At 62.2% G+C, this 18,389-nt stretch carries 14 protein-coding genes and 3 tRNA genes; all 17 read right to left on the reverse strand.

Translation table 11 applies throughout. The features are described 5' to 3' along the window. Positions 1-41 precede the first annotated feature (41 nt). The gene (locus BT204_RS08030) at positions 42-1,013 is read right to left on the reverse strand and encodes an XdhC family protein (RefSeq protein WP_072446274.1); all 972 of its coding nucleotides are present in this window, start codon (positions 1,011-1,013) and stop codon (positions 42-44) included. A 1-nt stretch (position 1,014) separates the two neighbouring features. Continuing rightward, complete coding sequence (locus BT204_RS08035; protein WP_072446276.1) at positions 1,015-2,250, reverse strand: c-type cytochrome; 1,236 nt, start codon at positions 2,248-2,250, stop codon at positions 1,015-1,017. 2 nt (positions 2,251-2,252) lie between these two features. Next, entirely contained in the window at positions 2,253-2,792 is a 540-nt protein-coding gene (locus BT204_RS08040) for a (2Fe-2S)-binding protein (RefSeq protein ID WP_054922414.1), read from the reverse strand. Continuing rightward, positions 2,785-5,616, reverse strand: a complete 2,832-nt coding sequence (locus BT204_RS08045; protein ID WP_072446278.1) for a xanthine dehydrogenase family protein molybdopterin-binding subunit — start codon at positions 5,614-5,616, stop codon at positions 2,785-2,787. Before BT204_RS08045 ends, BT204_RS08040 begins: the two co-directional genes overlap by 8 nt. A gap of 388 nt (positions 5,617-6,004) precedes the next feature. Then, positions 6,005-6,081, reverse strand: a tRNA-Asp gene (locus BT204_RS08050). A gap of 105 nt (positions 6,082-6,186) precedes the next feature. Continuing rightward, a tRNA-Asp gene (locus BT204_RS08055) sits at positions 6,187-6,263 on the reverse strand. A 55-nt stretch (positions 6,264-6,318) separates the two neighbouring features. Beyond that, positions 6,319-6,394, reverse strand: a tRNA-Val gene (locus BT204_RS08060). Positions 6,395-6,501: 107 nt separating this feature from the next. Further along, the gene (locus BT204_RS08065) at positions 6,502-7,266 is read right to left on the reverse strand and encodes an SDR family oxidoreductase (RefSeq protein WP_003192533.1); all 765 of its coding nucleotides are present in this window, start codon (positions 7,264-7,266) and stop codon (positions 6,502-6,504) included. 11 nt (positions 7,267-7,277) lie between these two features. Continuing rightward, positions 7,278-8,489, reverse strand: coding sequence for an O-succinylhomoserine sulfhydrylase (locus BT204_RS08070; protein ID WP_014719150.1), 1,212 nt, complete (start codon positions 8,487-8,489; stop codon positions 7,278-7,280). A gap of 65 nt (positions 8,490-8,554) precedes the next feature. After that, positions 8,555-10,060, reverse strand: coding sequence for an amidophosphoribosyltransferase (gene purF / locus BT204_RS08075; RefSeq protein WP_003192537.1), 1,506 nt, complete (start codon positions 10,058-10,060; stop codon positions 8,555-8,557). A gap of 41 nt (positions 10,061-10,101) precedes the next feature. Next, entirely contained in the window at positions 10,102-10,659 is a 558-nt protein-coding gene (locus tag BT204_RS08080; RefSeq protein WP_003192538.1) for a CvpA family protein, read from the reverse strand. 242 nt (positions 10,660-10,901) lie between these two features. Further along, positions 10,902-11,570 (reverse strand): SPOR domain-containing protein, encoded by a 669-nt coding sequence (locus BT204_RS08085; RefSeq protein ID WP_014719152.1) that lies wholly within the window; start codon positions 11,568-11,570, stop codon positions 10,902-10,904. Beyond that, on the reverse strand, positions 11,554-12,861 hold the full coding sequence (gene folC / locus BT204_RS08090; protein WP_054898766.1) for a bifunctional tetrahydrofolate synthase/dihydrofolate synthase: 1,308 nt from the start codon (positions 12,859-12,861) through the stop codon (positions 11,554-11,556). The genes BT204_RS08085 and folC overlap by 17 nt, the downstream gene beginning before the upstream one ends. Beyond that, complete coding sequence (gene accD / locus BT204_RS08095) at positions 12,858-13,778, reverse strand: acetyl-CoA carboxylase, carboxyltransferase subunit beta (protein ID WP_003192545.1); 921 nt, start codon at positions 13,776-13,778, stop codon at positions 12,858-12,860. Before accD ends, folC begins: the two co-directional genes overlap by 4 nt. Before the next feature lie 245 nt (positions 13,779-14,023). Beyond that, positions 14,024-14,656 (reverse strand): phosphoribosylanthranilate isomerase, encoded by a 633-nt coding sequence (locus tag BT204_RS08100; RefSeq protein ID WP_057977621.1) that lies wholly within the window; start codon positions 14,654-14,656, stop codon positions 14,024-14,026. Positions 14,657-14,719: 63 nt separating this feature from the next. Then, entirely contained in the window at positions 14,720-15,544 is an 825-nt protein-coding gene (gene truA / locus BT204_RS08105) for a tRNA pseudouridine(38-40) synthase TruA (RefSeq protein WP_054898765.1), read from the reverse strand. Between the two features lie 239 nt (positions 15,545-15,783). Next, positions 15,784-18,303 (reverse strand): FimV/HubP family polar landmark protein, encoded by a 2,520-nt coding sequence (locus BT204_RS08110; RefSeq protein WP_072446280.1) that lies wholly within the window; start codon positions 18,301-18,303, stop codon positions 15,784-15,786. Positions 18,304-18,389: the final 86 nt, after the last annotated feature.

An 18,389-nucleotide genomic window follows, 5' to 3' on the forward strand; every position in this document is an offset into this window, starting at 1 on the left:
CCCTCGCCACATTACAACGCGCCTTTAAGCAGGGCTGCGCCTCAGAGCTGGTCGCGAGCAATCCCGCTACGAATCCGCACGATATCGGCCAATACTGCCAGCGCGATTTCCGACGGCGTCCTGCTGCCCAGGTTAAGCCCGATAGGCGCGTGTATCCGCGCCAGTTCAGGCTCCCCCAACCCACCGACGCGGCGCAGTCGCTCAAACCGTTTCTGCGAGGTCTGCAACGACCCCATCACGCCAATGTAGAACGCGTCGGTACGCACCGCTTCCATCATCGCCAGATCGTCGATACGCGGGTCATGCGTCAGCGCAACCACCGCCGTATCACGGTGACAGCCGCCGTCGGCAATAAACACCGACGGCAACTGGCGACGAATCTCCACGCCATTGAGCACCACGCCTTCGAGCACTTCATCACGTGGGTCGCAGAGAATCACTTCGAACCCAAGGCCGACTGCAAACTCGGCACACGCCTGCGCCACGCTGGAGTACCCGGCCAGTAATAAACGCTGAGCCGCACCGACGCGGATGCGCACCCGCTCACTGTCACGCTCGATGCGCACGCCCTGCTCACAATCAGCGACCAGGCTGCGCGCCCCGCTGGCCAGGTCGACCTGGCGAATCAAGCGGCGCTGCCCGAGCAGCGCCGACTCCACTTCACGCAGGTGCGCCCGCACCTCGCAGTCAGGCTCGAACTTCTCAACCAATACATCGAGAATGCCGCCGCAGGGCAGGCTGACCCGCGAGCGCGGATCGCCCCCTGCGCCGTAGCGCACCACGTTGACCGCAGCGAAAAACGCACCTTCGGCGACGCGTTCGAGAAAGTCTTCCTCGACGCAACCACCCGACAACGACCCAATCCACTGCCCAGCGGCGTTCACCGCCAGCAGCGAACCCGGCGCCCGCGGCGCCGAGCCGTAGGCGGCCAGCACCGTACAGAGCCAAATGCGCTGCCCCGCCACCGACCACGCCAGCGCCCGTCGTATCACCTGCAGGTCCAGATGCTGCATGTCAGTGCGCCTTGTGCTCGATGGACGGCGCCTCAGCCTGCAGCTTCTGCACATCGCTCACCGCCAACTCCGCCGACTGCCCACCCCAACCTTGGCGCAGGTAATTGATCAGGTCGGTGAGTTGTTCCGGGCTGAGTTTTCCCGCGAAGCCCGGCATCGGTTGCATGTGCTCGAACCCGGAGAACTTCTGCTCGCCGATCCCGTCCTCGATCACCCGCACCAAGTTGCGCGGGTCTTCCAGACGCAGCGTGGTGTTGCCGCGCATCGCCACCGCGATGTGCGGCTTGCCTTCGCCCCCCGCGGCATGGCAACCGGCACAGACGTTCAGGTATTCCTGGCGGCCGCGCTGAGCGCTCGGGCCAAGGTGTTCCACCGGCACTTCGACCAGCGCCTTGGCTGCCGGCGGTTTATCACCGAGCAGGAAGGTCGCCATCGCGGCCAGGTCCGTATCGCTCAGGCCCTGGGTGCTGTTGTGGAACACCGGGAACATCTCGTTGAACATCGTCCCTTGTGCGCTCATGCCATGCTTGAGGAACGTGGCCAGGTCCTGCTCATTCCAGCCGCGCGCGGCCAGGTCGGTGGCGAGCAGGCTGGGCGCCAGATAGCCATTGAGGATGCCGCCGGTCAGGCGCTTGTCCAGCTCCATCGCACCGGGCAGGCCACGTGGCGTGTGGCATTCGCCGCAGTGGCCGAGCACTTCGACCATGTACTGGCCGCGCTTCCAGGCTTCGCTCTTGCCTTCGGCCGGTTCCAGTTTCAGCGCTTTGCCGTACAGCACGTTCCAGCCCATCAGGCCCAGGCGCACGTTGAAGGGAAAGCTCAGGCTCGTCACAGGCGCTGCGCGCTCGATCGGCTCGATGGTTTTGAGGTACGCATGAATGGCGTCCGAGTCTTCACGCGGCATCAGGTGGTACGAGGTGTAGGGCATCGCCGGATACAAGTACGCACCGTCGCGACGCTTGCCTTCGGTCAACGCGGCGAAGAACTCGTCATCGCTGTACAAGCCGATGCCGTGTTCTTTGCTTGGCGTGATATTGGTGCCATAGATGGTGCCAAACGGCGAGACAATCGGCAGGCCGCCGGCAAACGGCGCGCCGCCCGGTGCAGTGTGGCAGGCCATGCAGTCAGCGGCGCGGGCGAGGTATTCGCCGCGCTTGGCTTGATCACCAGCGTGGGCAAACAATACCGGCGCGGCCAGGCCGACCGCCAAGGCCAGGCGGGTCAGAAAAAGCTTCATGCTTAACCCTCCTTGACCAGGCCGAGATCGGTCAGCACGTTGCGGGTGGCGTTGTAATAGCGCACGTACCCGGTACAACGGCAGACGTGATGACCGAGGCTGTCCTCGATGACTTGTTCCAGCTTGCTGTACACGGTCGGCTGGCGTTGCAGTTTCTCCACCAACACGGTCGCCGCGTTGACGAAGCCCGGCGCGCAATAGCTGCACTGAAAGGCGAACTCATCCACGAAGCGCTGCTGGATCGGGTTGAGCTCAGTGACCTGGCCCGACTCATCGCGCTTGGCGTGGCCTTCGATAGTGCGCACTTGCTTGCCTTCGAAGTAATGCGCGCCGGTGATGCAGGTGCGCACTTCTTCGCTGGTGCCGTCCGGGTTGTCGACGATCACCACACAGGCGTGGCAAATGCCTTGGCCGCAGCCCAGCCGCGAGCCCGTGAGGTTTTTGTATTCGTGCAGGTAGTCGATCATCGGCAGGTCATCAGGGATGTCCACCGGGCCGACGGGTTGACCATTGAGGGTCAGTTGAAGCGGACGGTTAGCCATTGAGGGCCTCCTTGATGCGTGCAGCCGTGATTGGCAGGTCGCGAACACGTTTACCGATGGCGTGTGCCACCGCATTACCGATGGCCCCGACAATCGGGATCATCACCACTTCAGCGATACCTTTGGACGGGTCGCTTGGCGACAGCGCCGGCAGAATCTCCGAGGTCTGCTTCCACACGGCAACGTGACGCGCCATCGGCAGACGGTAGCGGTTGAAGTTCCAGTCGCCCTCCCCCGGCCCGCCTTCGTACAACGGCATTTCCTCCATCAACGCGTGACCGATGCCCATGGCCACTCCACCTTCGAGCTGGCCCTTGACCAACTCTTCAACCAGCACACGCCCGCACTCGACCCATGAATGGTGATTGAGCACTTCGACCTGCGCTGACCCCTTGTTGACCTTCAACTCGACCAACGTGGCGACGGGGCTGTAGTACGTCACCGCAGCGTTATTCAACTGGGTGGCGGGATAGCTGACGTTCTGGCGATCGAGCAGGTGGAAACCGGCAGTGCTCATCAGCGCCTGCTTGGCTTTCGGCGCGCCGTCGCCGTATTTCACCGCCAGACCGTCGAGCGGCAGGCGCTCGCGCACGCCGTCGATGCTGTACTCAGCCTCGGCCCAGCTCCAGCGGTTGAACCCGTGGACCGTGGCAGCGGTGACCAGGCCGCGCTCATGAGCGCGCCTGGCCAGTTCTTCAAAGCTCAATGGCTGCATGCCGTTGGCGGTGAGCTTGCCGTCCACCCAATGTGCGTCTTCGCGGCGCACCACATAGGGGTTGGCCTGGCCGCCGAACGGGCCCTGGCGCCAGATCTCCAGCGCTGCCGGCCACAAGCCGTGGTTGAACAGCACACGCGCCGCTTCGCGGGTGGCGTGGCTGAAGTAGTACGCCGAGTTGGTCGCCGAAGACGCCGACGCGAGCTTGCCCACCCAACGCGGGTTACGCAGCAGGTTGTCCTGCTCGGCCTGGCTCATGGTGTAAGGGTTGCCGCCGGTGACCAGTTGCATTTCCTGCCATTGTGTTTCGCCGGTCTTCACTTCGTGGGCCGGGCTGCCGAGGAAGTCGGCAACCACCAGCGACTGCGAAGTGGACATGCCGGTGCCGATTTCGATTCCGATGTGGCGCAGGCTGATGCGACCGTCAGCGCTGAATTCAACACTGGCCATCGGCGCTTCGGAACCGGTGCCGAAGTCTTTCTGGCAGATGGCAAAACCGACGCCATACCAGTTATCCGGGTCTGCGGCTTCGCGTTGTTGCTTGATCGCGTCACGGTTTTTCCACACGTCGTGCACAGCGGCCTTGTCGAGAATTTCGTGCAGCCGCAACGCACCGGCAGGGATCGCGCCCTGGGTGTTCTTCATGCCCGAACGCAATGCGTTCTTGCGCCGCAGCTCGATGGCATCCACACCAAGGCGGCCGGCGATTTCGTCGACCATCATTTCGGTCGCCGCCATGCTTTGCAGGGTGCCGTAGCCCCGCATCGAACCGGCTTCAACGCCACGGGAATGGTACGCGGTGACTTGCAGGTCGTTCTGCGGCATGTAGTAGATCGACTGCGCCGCCGTGGCGCCGACCGCAGCCACCGATGGGCTGTAGTTGATCCGGCCACCGCCGTCGACGCTCATGTCGGCGAGGAAGATTTTGAAGCTGTGGTCGTTCTTGTCGACCGCCAACTGATAGCGGATATCGAACGGGTGACGCTTGATGCCGCTCTGGAATTGCTCGTAACGGTCGTTGGCCAGGCGCACCGGCACACCGGCGCCATACAACGCAGCGAGGGCGGCGTAGTAGACGAAAATGTTGTGGTCTTTGGAACCGTAACCCACGGTATAACCCGGATGCATGTTCAGGTTGGCCAGGCCGAAGCGCGACGGCGAGATCATCTTGGCGGTCTCGGTCGCAACTTCCAATGGGCACTGGGTGGCCACCACAAAGTGCAGGGTTTTGGTTGCTGGATCGTACCAACCGTTGCCGTTGTCCGGCTCCATGGCGGCCGGTTCGATCGACGGGGTTTTGTAGCGCTCGTCAAACACTAGCCAGTTGTCCGGTGGCGTGTTGATCTGGCTCTTCATGCGCTCGGCGTAGAACAGCCCGCGCTCGGTCAGGTTGCCGTGCAGGTTCGGCTGGGAATTCCACACTGGGCGACGGTTTTTCAGCATCGGGAACAGGATCGAATCCTTGAGGCTGGCGAATTCGTCTTCATCGGCCGAGGTCGGGCCACCCACGCGCACGTAGCGGAAGCTACCGTAGGGGTCACCTTCGTAATACGGCACTTTGGCGCCGTAACGAATCGCCTTGTCATTGAACTTGAGTTTGTTCTTGGCCTGACGGAAACGCTCGAAGTCGTTCCAGATCAGGATCGCCACCGGGTGACCGATGAACATCGGCACTTTGCCCTCGGATAGCAACGGGTCCGGCGCATGTTCTTCCGGGAAGACGATACCGTCCTTGTCCAGGTCGGCAGCGGTGACAATACGGTCCGGCTGCAGCTCGGCGCCAAGCCACGACAGGTCGTAGCCCGCGTAGATGTGGTCGGCCTTGATGGTTTTGAGCAACATGGCGTGACCTTGCTGCTGGGGCCAGCCAGGCATGTCCTTGGAACGGATGTCGCGGGCAAACACCTTGCTGCCGCAGACTTTCGACAAGGCATCGTTACGCTGGCGCGCCTTGCCGTTATGGCCAAGCCACTTTTCAGACGGCACGGTCACGCTGTTTTCCATCAAGGCAGCCAGCGCCTGGGTGCTGAGCGGCGTGAGCGTGACACTCACACCCGCCACCAGCCCGCCCTGGAGGAACGAGCGCCGGGTTATTTCACGGTTGGACATGGATCATCCTCTGAGCGGTTATAAATCCGCCCTTATGGTTAAGTACACCAAATCTGGAGACTTGCAGAAACCTTTCTCGACGAATCAAAAGGCCATGATGACAGTGCAAAGTTGACCGAAGGGTTAACTTTAAAGGTTTCTGCGCCTGCGGCAAATAACCACATTGAAATTTTTTGACACAAGAACGCAAAACGGCCGACAGAATCGAAATGTTCTGCCGGCCGTTTGCCGATAATGAGCGCTGTTGGTAGCGAAGAAGATGAGGCTTTTTTTCAAACCCCAGACACAAAAAACCCCGGTCTTTCGACCAGGGTCTTTGCTATCGGATCAAGGTGAGCCAGTGGCTTTCCTTGTGCTTCAAGGCGTTCAGTGGGCCTTGATGCAGATATGGCGCAGCGGACGGGACTCGAACCCGCGACCCCCGGCGTGACAGGCCGGTATTCTAACCGACTGAACTACCGCTGCGTATCGCTTGGCTGATTGAGCATGAACCCTCAACCACCTTTAAACATCTGATCGATCAGCCTTGGCTGTTCAATCTCAAGCCCGACATATCGAACCTGGAAAATATGGCGCAGCGGACGGGACTCGAACCCGCGACCCCCGGCGTGACAGGCCGGTATTCTAACCGACTGAACTACCGCTGCGCGTCGGTGCAACCTTTAACGTTGCGTCTTGCCCTAGGGCAAAACTCTCAAGAAGTGGTGGGTGATGACGGGATCGAACCGCCGACCCTCTGCTTGTAAGGCAGATGCTCTCCCAGCTGAGCTAATCACCCTTTGCTTCGTTGAGGCCGCGAAATTTACGCAGGTAGCGGACCTAAGTCAATAGCCTGCTTGAAGTTTTTCTGAAAAAGACAAAATGGCTTCAAGACAGCTACCCGCCCTACTCGCTGTAAATCATCTTCTTGCTCATGCCGCCGTCCACCACGAACTCTTGCCCGGTGACGAACCCGGCCTGGCGTGACAGCAACCAGGCCACCATCGCCGCCACGTCCTCCACCGTCCCCACCCTGCCCGCCGGATGCTGGGCATGATCGGCGTCGGTGAGCGGCTCTGCACGCCGCGCAGCCGGGTCACGTGCGTCGATCCAGCCAGGGCTGACCGCATTGACCCGCACTTCCGGCCCCAGGCTCATGGCCAGGGCGTGGGTCAGGGCCAACAGCCCACCTTTGCTGGCCGCATAGGCTTCGGTGTCAGGCTCGGATTGACGCGCCCGGGTCGAGGCCAGGTTTACGATGGCACCGCCATGGGCACGCAGGTAAGGCGCGCAGTGCTTGGCCAGCAGCATCGGCCCACTGAGGTTGACCGCCAGCACCCGATTCCAGTACGCCAGGTCGAGGCTTTCCAGGGTGATATTGCGCGGGTCGGCCACCGCCGCGTTGCACACCAACGCATCCAGGCGCCCGAACTGCCCCAGCACCTCGGCGACACCCTGGGCCACTTGCTTCTCGTCGGCCACGTCCATGGTGATAAACCAGGCGTTGTCGCCCAGCACCTTGGACACCTTGGCACCGCGCTCGCGGTCCAGGTCGGTCAACACCACCTGCCAGCCTTCGCTGATCAGCCACGCGGCAATCCCGAGGCCAATGCCCCGCGCCGCGCCCGTCACCAACGCCACGCGCCCGTTACTGGCCGCTGCGGCCTCCATGGACCACTCGATCACAAGGCCGCCAGCCCGCGGGCCAGGTCTGCCTGCAAGTCAGCAACGTCTTCCAGGCCCACCGCGATGCGGATCAGGCTGTCACGGATACCGGCCGCTTCACGCTCCTGCGGCGCCAGGCGCCCGTGGGAGGTGGTGCTCGGGTGGGTGATGGTGGTCTTGCTGTCACCCAGGTTGGCGGTAATGGAGATCAAGCGCGTCGCATCGATAAAGCGCCAGGCACCGTCTTTGCCGCCCTTGACTTCGAAACTCACCACCGCGCCGAAGCCACGCTGCTGACGCTGGGCCAAGGCGTGTTGCGGGTGGCTCTTGAGGCCGGCGTAATGCACCTTCTCGATACCGTCCTGCTGCTCCAGCCACTCGGCCAGGGCCTGGGCGTTGGCACAATGAGCTTTCATACGCAGGCTGAGGGTTTCCAGGCCTTTGAGGAAGATCCAGGCGTTGAACGGGCTGAGGGTCGGGCCGGCGGTGCGCAGGAAGCCCACCACTTCCTTCATCTGCTCGCTGCGACCGGCCACCACGCCGCCCATGCAACGGCCCTGGCCGTCGATGAACTTGGTTGCCGAGTGCACCACGATGTCCGCACCCAGCTTCAGCGGTTGCTGCAAGGCCGGGGTGCAGAAGCAGTTGTCCACCACCAGCATCGCGCCCTTGGCATGGGCGACTTCGGATAGCGCGGCGATGTCCACCAGCTCAGCGAGCGGGTTGGACGGCGATTCGACGAACAACAGCTTGGTATTGGCCTTGATGGCCGCCTCCCAACCGGACAGGTCCGCCAGGGGCACGTAATCGACTTCAATACCGAAACGCTTGAAGTACTTCTCGAACAGGCTGATGGTCGAGCCGAACACGCTGCGCGATACCAGCACATGGTCGCCGGCGCTGCACAGGCTCATCACCACGGCCAGGATGGCCGCCATGCCGGTGGCAGTCGCCACGGCCTGCTCGGCACCTTCCAGAGCCGCGATGCGCTCTTCAAACGCACGCACGGTCGGGTTGGTGTAGCGCGAATACACGTTGCCCGGCACTTCGCCAGCAAACCGCGCAGCGGCGTCGGCGGCAGTACGAAACACGTAGCTGGAGGTGAAGAACATCGGGTCGCCGTGCTCACCTTCCGGGGTACGGTGCTGGCCGGCGCGCACAGCCAGGGTATCGAAAGCTACGCCATCGAGGTCGCTGTCCAACCGACCGGCATCCCATTCCTGACTCATGCTGCGACTCCTTATTCAATTCTTTGTTTAAGATACAAAACCGGCCCCTCAGGGCCGGTGTTTACTCAGTTGTTATAGAGGTCGATGATCGCGCTGACCGCCTGTGTCTTGATCTTCGACGAGTCGTTGCGCGCCTGCTCGATCTTGTTCAGGTAGGCCTCGTCGACATCGCCGGTCACGTACTTGCCGTCGAACACGGCGCAGTCGAACTGCTCGATCTTGATCTTGCCACCGCCAACCGCTTCGATCAGGTCCGGCAGGTCCTGGTAGATCAGCCAGTCGGCGCCGATCAGGTCGGCCACGTCCTGGGTCGAACGATTATGCGCGATCAGCTCATGGGCGCTCGGCATGTCGATACCGTACACGTTCGGGTAACGCACCGCAGGCGCAGCGGAACAGAAGTACACGTTCTTCGCCCCGGCTTCGCGGGCCATCTGGATGATCTGCTTGCAGGTGGTGCCCCGCACGATGGAGTCATCTACCAGCATTACGTTCTTGCCGCGGAACTCAAGCTCGATGGCGTTGAGCTTCTGGCGTACCGATTTCTTGCGTGCAGCCTGGCCGGGCATGATGAAGGTACGGCCGATGTAGCGGTTCTTCACGAAGCCTTCGCGGAACTTGACGCCCAGGTGGTTGGCCAGCTCCAGCGCAGCGGTACGGCTGGTATCCGGGATCGGGATGACCACATCGATATCGTGCTCGGGACGCTCGCGCAGGATCTTCTCGGCCAGCTTCTCGCCCATGCGCAGGCGCGCCTTGTAGACCGAGACGCCGTCGATGATCGAATCCGGACGCGCCAGGTAGACGTGTTCGAAGATGCACGGGGTGAGTTTCGGCGCTACGGCGCACTGACGGGTGTGCAGCTTGCCGTCTTCAGTAATGTAGACAGCCTCGCCCGGCGCCAGGTCGCGGATCAGGGTGAAGCCCAGCACGTCCAGGGACACGCTTTCGGAAGCGATCATGTACTCGACGCCTTCGTCGGTGTGACGCTGGCCGAACACGATCGGGCGAATGCCGTGGGGGTCGCGGAAACCAACGATGCCGTAACCGGTGATCATCGCCACCACCGCATAACCACCGACGCAACGGTTGTGCACGTCGATCACGGCGGCGAACACGTCTTCTTCGGTCGGCTGCAGCTTGCCGCGCTGGGCCAGCTCGTGGGCGAACACGTTGAGCAGCACTTCCGAATCGGAGCTGGTGTTGACGTGGCGCAGGTCAGATTCGTAGATCTCCTTGGCCAGTTGTTCAACGTTGGTCAGGTTACCGTTGTGCGCCAAGGTGATGCCGTAAGGCGAGTTGACGTAGAACGGTTGAGCTTCGGCCGAGGTCGAACTACCGGCAGTCGGGTAGCGCACATGGCCAATGCCCATGTGCCCGACGAGGCGCTGCATGTGACGCTGATGGAACACGTCACGCACCAGGCCATTGTCCTTGCGCAGGAATAACCGGCCGTCGTGGCTGGTCACAATACCGGCAGCGTCCTGGCCGCGGTGCTGGAGGACGGTTAGCGCGTCATACAGCGCCTGATTGACGTTCGACTTACCGACGATACCGACGATGCCACACATGCGACGCAACCCCTACTTAATGAATCTTGACTGAACACAGCTTACTGAGGCGTTTTGGCCGGTAAGAGGTGCTCCTTGAACGGAAGATCAGCGGGTACGCTGATTCCGCTGGCCAGCCACTGACTGCTCCACCCCAGGATGAGGTTCTTGGACCAGTCTGCAACCAATAGAAATTTTGGCACGAGTACCGACTCCTGCCACCACGAATCCTGCTGTACCGGCCCCAGGCTCAACAGCCCGACCGCCACGACCACCAGCAACGCGCCACGCGCAGCCCCGAAGGCCATGCCGAGAAATCGATCGGTCCCGGAGAGGCCGGTGACACGTATCAACTCGCCAATAAGATAATTGACCATTGCCCCCACCAACAGCGTGGCGATGAACATGATGGCGCAGCCCGCGATGACGCGAGCCGAAGGTGTCTCTATGTACCCGGCCAGGTAGACCGACAGTGAACCACCGAACATCCAGGCTACGACTCCTGCGATGATCCAGGTCAGCAACGACAGTGCTTCTTTTACGAAGCCGCGGCTCAGACTGATCAAAGCGGAGATGGCGACGATTGCAACGATCGCCCAATCAACCCAGGTAAATGGCACAGTGCAGCCTACGTACGGATAAGGCGGCGCATTTTAGCAGAGCGCCGGGCTATCGGTAAGCGGTGATTGCGGGTGCTTTGCAAATCAATAGATTGTGACGGGCCAATCGCATTTCAACCCCAGCACAAACCAATGTGGGAGCTGGCTTGCCTGCGATGAAGGCGGCACGCTCGACATCGTTGTCGATTGAACCACCGTCATCGCAGGCAAGCCAGCTCCCACATTTAGAGCATATTGCCCGTTCAGCCGCGCTCGGGCTGGAAACGCACCACAAACCCGTTGAGGTTCTGCTGACGACCCAGCAAATCGCGCAGGCGATCTGCCTCCGCACGCTCGATCAGCGGCCCGACAAACACACGATTCTTGCCGTCAGCGCTGCGGATATAAGCGTTATACCCCTGGGCACGCAGCTTTTTCTGCAAGGCGTCGGCACTTTCGCGATTGGCCAGGCTGGCCAGCTGGATCGACCAACTGATCGGCAGGCCATTAGGGTCGATGCGACTCTGCCCCACATCCGGCTTGCCAGGCGCTGCAGGCTGCGGCGCTACCGGCTTGGGCGCTGGCGCCGGTGCAGCCGGTTTGGCGGCGACAGCCGGGGCTGGCGTTGGCTTGACCACCGGCACACTTGGCTGCACCGGCATCGAAGGGGCCTGTGAAGGCGCCTGCTGTGTGACGACCTCCTCCTCGACGGGCACAGGCTCTTCCGGCAACACCTGAGGCTCAGGCACGACCACCGGTTCGACCTGAACCTGCGGCACCACCGGCGCCTGGGGCGCAGCGGGAGCTTCAACCACCACCTGGCGCTGTTCGTCCTGGCGGGAAAACAGCATCGGCAAAAAGATTACCGCCAACGCCACCAGCACCAGGGCCCCGACCATTCGCTGCTTGTATGCGCTATCCAGTAATGCCATGTGCAGCTTCCTCCGTGGAGCGCCGGGCCAGCCATTCAAGCGCCTCGGCAACACAATAAAATGATCCGAACAACAGGATTTCGTCCTCGGCCGTCGCTACCGCACACTGCGCCTCCAGGGCTGCAGTGACGCTTGCATACGACGTCACCGGCGCGCCAAGGTTCTGCAAGGCAGTTTCCAACTCAACCGCAGGACGGCTGCGTGGCGTGTCCAGCGGCGCAACGGCCCAAGACTGGACGCTGCCCAGCAGTGGCGCAACCACGCCGTCCAGGTCCTTGTCGACCAACAACCCGAACACCGCCAGGCGACGCCCCACCGGCGGCGTACGCGCCAGACGCTCAGCCAGGTACTGCGCAGCATGGGGGTTATGGCCTACATCCAACATCAGGCTCAGGCGCTTGCCTTGCCAGTCGAAGGTTCGGCGATCGAGGCGCCCCACCACTTTCGTTGCCAGCAAGGTCGCCGCGATCTGCGCGGCGTCCCACGGCAGGTCCAGCAGCAAATAGGCTTGCAGCGCGAGCGCGGCGTTTTCCATCGGCAGGTTCAGCAACGGCAAATCAAGCAGCTCTACCCGTTGGCCACGTGCATCCTGCCCACGCCATTGCCAATGGGTGTCGCCGATGTCCAGGGTGAACTCGCGACCCCGCAGGTAGAACAGGCAATCCAGTTCGCGCGCCCTGTCGAGCAAGGGTTGCGGCGGGTCCAGGTCACCACACAGCGCCGGACGGCCCTGGCGGAAGATCCCGGCCTTTTCAAAAGACACCGATTCGCGGGTATTGCCCAGGTAATCGGCATGATCGACACCAATGCTGGTTACCAGGGCCAGGTCGGCATCCACCACGTTGACAGTATCCAGGCGCCCGCCGAGGCCGACTTCCAGCACGACCACATCCAGTTGCGCACGCTCGAACAGCCAGAACGCCGCCAGGGTGCCCATCTCGAAATAGGTCAGGGAAATGTCGCCACGCCCGGCTTCCAGGGCTGCGAAGGCTTCGCACAGCTGGGCATCAGTGGCTTCGACGCCATTGAGCTGCACCCGCTCGTTGTAGCGCAGCAGGTGCGGCGAACTGTACACGCCGACTTTGAGGCCCTGGGCCTGCAACAGCGCGGCGACAAAGGCACAGGTGGAGCCTTTGCCGTTGGTGCCGGTCACCGTGATCACACGCGGTGCCGGCTGGCCCAACCCGAGGCGGGCCGCTACCTGTTGCGAGCGCTCCAGGCCCATGTCGATGGCGGACGGATGCAACTGCTCAAGGTAGGCGAGCCATTCGCCCAGGGTACGTTGGGTCATAGGTTTGCTGGCACCGGCGGCACGACGATCGGCTCGACCTTAGGCGCGATGTACACAGGCGTCGGCAAGCCCATCATTTGCGCGAGCAGGCTGCCCAGGCGAGGGCGCAGTTCGCCACGCGGAATGATCAGGTCGATCGCACCGTGCTCCAGCAGGAACTCGCTGCGCTGGAAGCCTTCCGGCAGTTTTTCCCGCACGGTCTGCTCGATTACGCGCGGGCCGGCAAAACCGATCAGGGCTTTAGGCTCGCCAACGATCACATCGCCCAACATCGCCAGGCTGGCGGAGACGCCGCCGTAGACCGGGTCGGTCAGTACGGAGATGAACGGAATGCCTTCTTCACGCAGACGCGCCAGTACCGCCGAGGTCTTGGCCATTTGCATCAGGGAAATCAGGGCTTCCTGCATACGCGCACCACCGGAGGCGGCGAAGCAGATCATTGGGCAACGATTTTCCAGGGCATAGTTGGCAGCGCGAACAAAGCGCTCACCGACGATGGCACCCATGGAACCGCCCATGAAGGAGAATTCGAAGGCCGAGACTACTACCGGCATGCCCAGCAGCTTGCCGCTGACCGAAATCAGCGCGTCTTTTTCGCCAGTCTGCTTCTGTGCGCCGACCAGGCGGTCCTTGTACTTCTTGCTGTCGCGGAACTTGAGACGGTCAACCGGCTCCAGGTCGGCACCCAGTTCATTACGGCCATCGGCATCCAGGAAGATGTCGATACGGGCGCGTGCGCCAATACGCATGTGGTGGTTGCACTTGGGGCAAACGTCCAGGGTCTTTTCCAGCTCCGGGCGATACAGCACCGCGTCGCAGGATGGGCATTTGTGCCACAGACCTTCAGGAACCGAGCTTTTCTTCACCTCGGAACGCATGATCGAAGGGATCAGTTTGTCTACTAACCAGTTGCTCATGCTTTCTTTTCTCCAGTACCGGTGGCTCGAACACAGCCCCGCGTATGCCCTTGAGCTAAATTCATATGTGGCGATGACACAGACGGGACGGGGTCAGACGTTGGACCTGCCATTTCCCGCCCGTATCCTCAGCCTTCCAGACAACCTGCCAGCGCAGGGTTGCCACTTCGTTTCCGGGCCACCCACAGGCGGCGCCGGGCTGTTTTACACAGTGGTAGTTATGGACGGCGGCAGACTGCCAGCCGTCACATCCCACCCCTGCTGTTGCGCACGGCCTGCATGAACGCGCGAATCTTGCTCGGGTCCTTGATCCCCTTGCCCTGCTCCACCCCACCGCTGACGTCCACGGCATACGGCCGGACCTGTTCGATGGCCGCCTGGACATTCGCTGGAGTGAGCCCACCCGCGAGAATGACCGGTTTGCTCAACCCCTCGGGAATCAGCGTCCAGTCGAACGACTCGCCCGTGCCACCAGGTACGCCTTCGACGTAGGTGTCCAACAGAATCCCGCGAGCGCCGGTATAAGCGGCGCAGGCTGCGGCGATATCGTCCCCGGCCTTGACCCGCAACGCCTTGATGTACGGGCGCTGATAGCTTTCGCATTCCTCTGGCGATTCGTCGCCATGGAACTGCAACATATCCAGCGGCACCGCATCCAGGGTTTCGTTGAGCTCGCAGCGGCTGGCGTTGACGAACAACCCCACGGTGGTCACGAAGGGCGGCAATGCAGCGATGATCGCCCGCGCCTGCAGCACATTCACCGCCCGTGGGCTCTTGGCATAAAACACCAGGCCAATGGCATCCGCCCCCGCTTCGACTGCCGCCAGCGCGTCTTCTATGCGGGTAATCCCGCAAATCTTGCTGCGAACGGCTGACATGTCGTAGGAACCTCAGGGTTGGACCGAGAAAGTCCCGGATGGTAACAAAAGCTTTTCCGGGCGTCAGCCGCCAAGTTCGCTGAAACCGGTGAGGAAGTGCGGCCCGATAAAGCGTTCCGGTAATTCGAACTCGTCGCGGTACTCCACATCCACCAGGTAAAGGCCGAACGGATGCGCCGTGACCCCGCCCGTGCGGCGAATGCGGCTATCCAGCACTTCCTTGGCCCACTCCACCGGGCGCTCACCGGTGCCGATGGTCATCAGCACGCCAGCGATGTTGCGCACCATGTGATGCAGGAAGGCACCTGCACGGATATCCAGCACAATCATCTTGCCGTGGCGCGTCACCCGCAGGTGGTGGACTTCCTTGATCGGCGACTTGGCCTGGCACTGCCCGGCACGGAACGCGCTGAAGTCATGCACCCCGACCAAATGCTGCGCGGCCTCGGCCATGCGCTCGGCATCCAGCGGGCGGTGGTTCCAGGTGATTTCTTCATTGAGGTGCGCCGGGCGGATCTGATCGTTGTAGATCACGTAGCGGTAACGGCGGGCGATGGCCTTGAAACGGGCGTGAAAATGCGCCGGCATGACCTTGGCCCAGCTGACACTGACATCATGGGGCAAATTGATATTAGCCCCCATCACCCACGCCTTCATCGACCGCTCGGCCTGGGTGTCGAAGTGCACCACTTGGCCACACGCGTGTACGCCGGCATCGGTACGCCCGGCACACATCAGCGACACCGGCGAGTTGGCGACTTTGGACAGGGCGTTTTCCAGGGTTTCCTGCACCGTCAGCACCCCGGAGGCCTGACGCTGCCAGCCGCGATAGCGCGAGCCTTTGTATTCCACGCCCAGGGCGATGCGGTAAAAGCCTGCGGCCGCCATTTCGGCAGCCGCGTTATCTATATTTGCCAAGAACTGTGAGCCTGATGAGTTGCGCAAAGGCGGGCATTATAGGGCGTCAGGGTGCATGAGAGGGGGCTTTTAATCTGGGGTTTTTGTGGCGAGGGAGCTTGCTCCCGTTCGACAGCGCAGCTGGAGCCCGCTTTTCAGGGGCGCTACGCACCCCAGCGGGAGCAAGCTCCCTCGCCACAACAAGCCCACACATTTTTCTGCCTCGGCCGTTAGATTCGGCCGAGCATTTCCTTGGCTTCGCCACGCTGGCCTTCGTTGCCTTCGGTCAGCACCTCGGACAGGATGTCTCGCGCGCCGTCAGCATCGCCCATGTCGATATAGGCCTGGGCCAGGTCGAGCTTGGTAGCCACTTCATCGGTGCCCGAGAGGAAGTCGAAATCCGGCTCATCCTCAGCACCCAGCGCGGCATCTTCAGCCGTGAAGGAAGGCTCGATCGGCGGATGCTCCAGGCTCTGGGACAATCGATCCAGTTCAGCGTTGACGTCGTCCAGCTCCGACGCGAAGGCATCGGGCTTGGCCGCAGGGTTGCTCGGCTCGTCCGCCAGCGACAGGTCAAAGTCTTCCGGCAGGTCGAATTCGTCCAGCGCAGCCGGCGTCAGGGTCGGCGGCTCCACTGGCGGTACATCCTTGATCTGCTCTTCAAGGCCCGACAGGAAGTCGTCATCGGTTTGCGACGCGGGCGGGTCCAGCTGCAGGTCCAGGTCAAAGTCCGACAGGTCCTGTGCGTCGGCCTTAGACTCGGTCTGTTGTTTGAGCAATGTTTCAAAGGTTTGCTGGTCTTGCGCGATCTCGGCCGGCGAGGCGGCTTCCAGGTCATCCAGGCTCAAGTCGAAATCGGTGTCGAAGGTGTCTGCCTGCGCAGCCGAGGCCGGCTTGTCGTCGAGCAGGTCCTTGACGTATTGCGCATCCAGGGCTGCGGCGGCCACTGCGGCACTGACACCCGCAGCCAACACGGCCATGGCCGGGAAGCGCGTCTTGAGCTGCTCGACCTGGGCATGGTTCTCACCGTTGGCCACCAACTGGCGCTCCTGGGTGACGAACCCGTCCTTGTTGTTCTGCAGGCCATAGACTTCCATCAGCTTCAAACGCAGGTCGCTGCGCTTGGGCTCGTGCTTGATGGCTTGTTCAAGCACATCCGCCGCCTGGTTCAGGTGGCCACGGTCAATATGGGATTGGGCCTGGGCCAGGGCGTCGCTGGAATTTTCCTGAGCCACGGCAACCGCCAACGGCGCCAGCACGGAGGCGACCGTCGGCGCCACAACCGTCTCGACCACCGGTGCTGGCGCGGGTGCGGCTGCTGGCGCCACTGCGGTGGCGAGCTTGACGCTCGGCGGCGGCACTTCAAGGCCCTCGAAGCTGTCAGGCGGCAGGTCTTGATCGATATTGGAAACGAACTCAGGCTCTTCGGCCAACGCCCGAGCCATGCGCAGATGCTTCTCTTCTTCACGGCGAGCATTGCGATGGCGAGCCCATAGCAGCAGAAGCAGCAGCACCACCAGCAGGGCCGCACCGCCAAGGATGCCGAGCACAATCGGGTTGGTCAGCAGATCATTGAACTTGCCTTCGGTACTGGCCGGCGCGGCAGCCGGCTTGACCGGTTCAGGCGCTGGCGCTGGCGTTGCAACAGGGGCCGCAGGCTCGGCTGCAGGCTCACCGGGCAACTGTGCGGGGATCGCGGCTGGCTCACCCGTTTGCGCCTGCAAACGAGCCAATTGGTCATTCTTCAGCTGGATCAGCTTCTGCAGCTTGTCCAGCTGGCTTTGCAGGTCGGCGGCACGGCTTTTCAGTTCTTCGTTGTCGCGCCGCGTGGTGTCGAGCTCTTCCTGGGTCATCGCCAGCTTGTCGCTCAGGGCGCGGCTGTCCCCAGCTGCGCCTTTGCCACCTTTCTTGGCGGCTTGCGCCGATACCAGGCTCAAATTGTCCTTGGCCTGGGTGCTCGACGGCGCATTGCCGGCCTGGGTGCGCCGGGTTGCATCCAACTGCGGCTTACCAGCCACTTGCCCCTGAGGACTGCGCTGGCGCTGGCGCCAGGCGGCGTTCTGCGCACTCACTTCGGCAATCGCTTGCGGCTGGGCCAGGGCTGTACTTTGGGTGATATCCGGCAGGCGTAGCACCTGGCCGGTTTTCAGGCGGTTGATGTTGCCGTCGACAAAGGCATCCGGGTTAAGCGCCTGGATAGCCAGCATCGTTTGCTGGACCGAGGCGCCATGACGGTTCTTCGCGGCAATTTCCCACAAGGTATCGTGGGGCGTGGTGGTGTGCCGGGCAAGCGTGCCAGTGGCAGGCGCAGAGCTGGCAGGCGCGCTGGCAGTCGGTGCCGGCTGGTCAAACTTGGCCGGGTCGAGCAGCACACTGTAGTCACGCATCAAGCGGCCATTGGGCCATTGCACCTGCATGAGGAAACGCACGTAGGAATCGGGCAGCGGTTTGCTGGAGGTCACACGTACCACGCTGCGACCTTCGGGGTTGATCACCGGCGTGAACGTCAGGTCATCGAGAAACGCCTGGCGGTCGACACCCGCATCCACGAAGGCCTGGGCCGAAGCCAGGCTGGGGGTGATCTCGGACGCCGTGAGGCCGCCCACATCGCGCAATTCGATTTCCACCGACAGCGGCTGGTTCAACTTCGACTTGAGGGTCATCTCCCCAAGTTGCAGCGCCTGCGCCATACCGGAGGACAGCGCCGAGGCGGCCGCTATTGCTAACACCAGTTTGCGAACTTGAACCATAGCCTCATCCTTTGTTTGAACACTTCCCGCTCTGCGAGAAGGTTGGTAACCGCTGCCATAAGGCATGGCGAGCCGATAGGTCACCG

Source organism: Pseudomonas sp. NFPP02 (assembly GCF_900119355.1).
In the GTDB taxonomy this organism is placed as follows: Bacteria; Pseudomonadota; Gammaproteobacteria; order Pseudomonadales; family Pseudomonadaceae; genus Aquipseudomonas; species Aquipseudomonas paracarnis.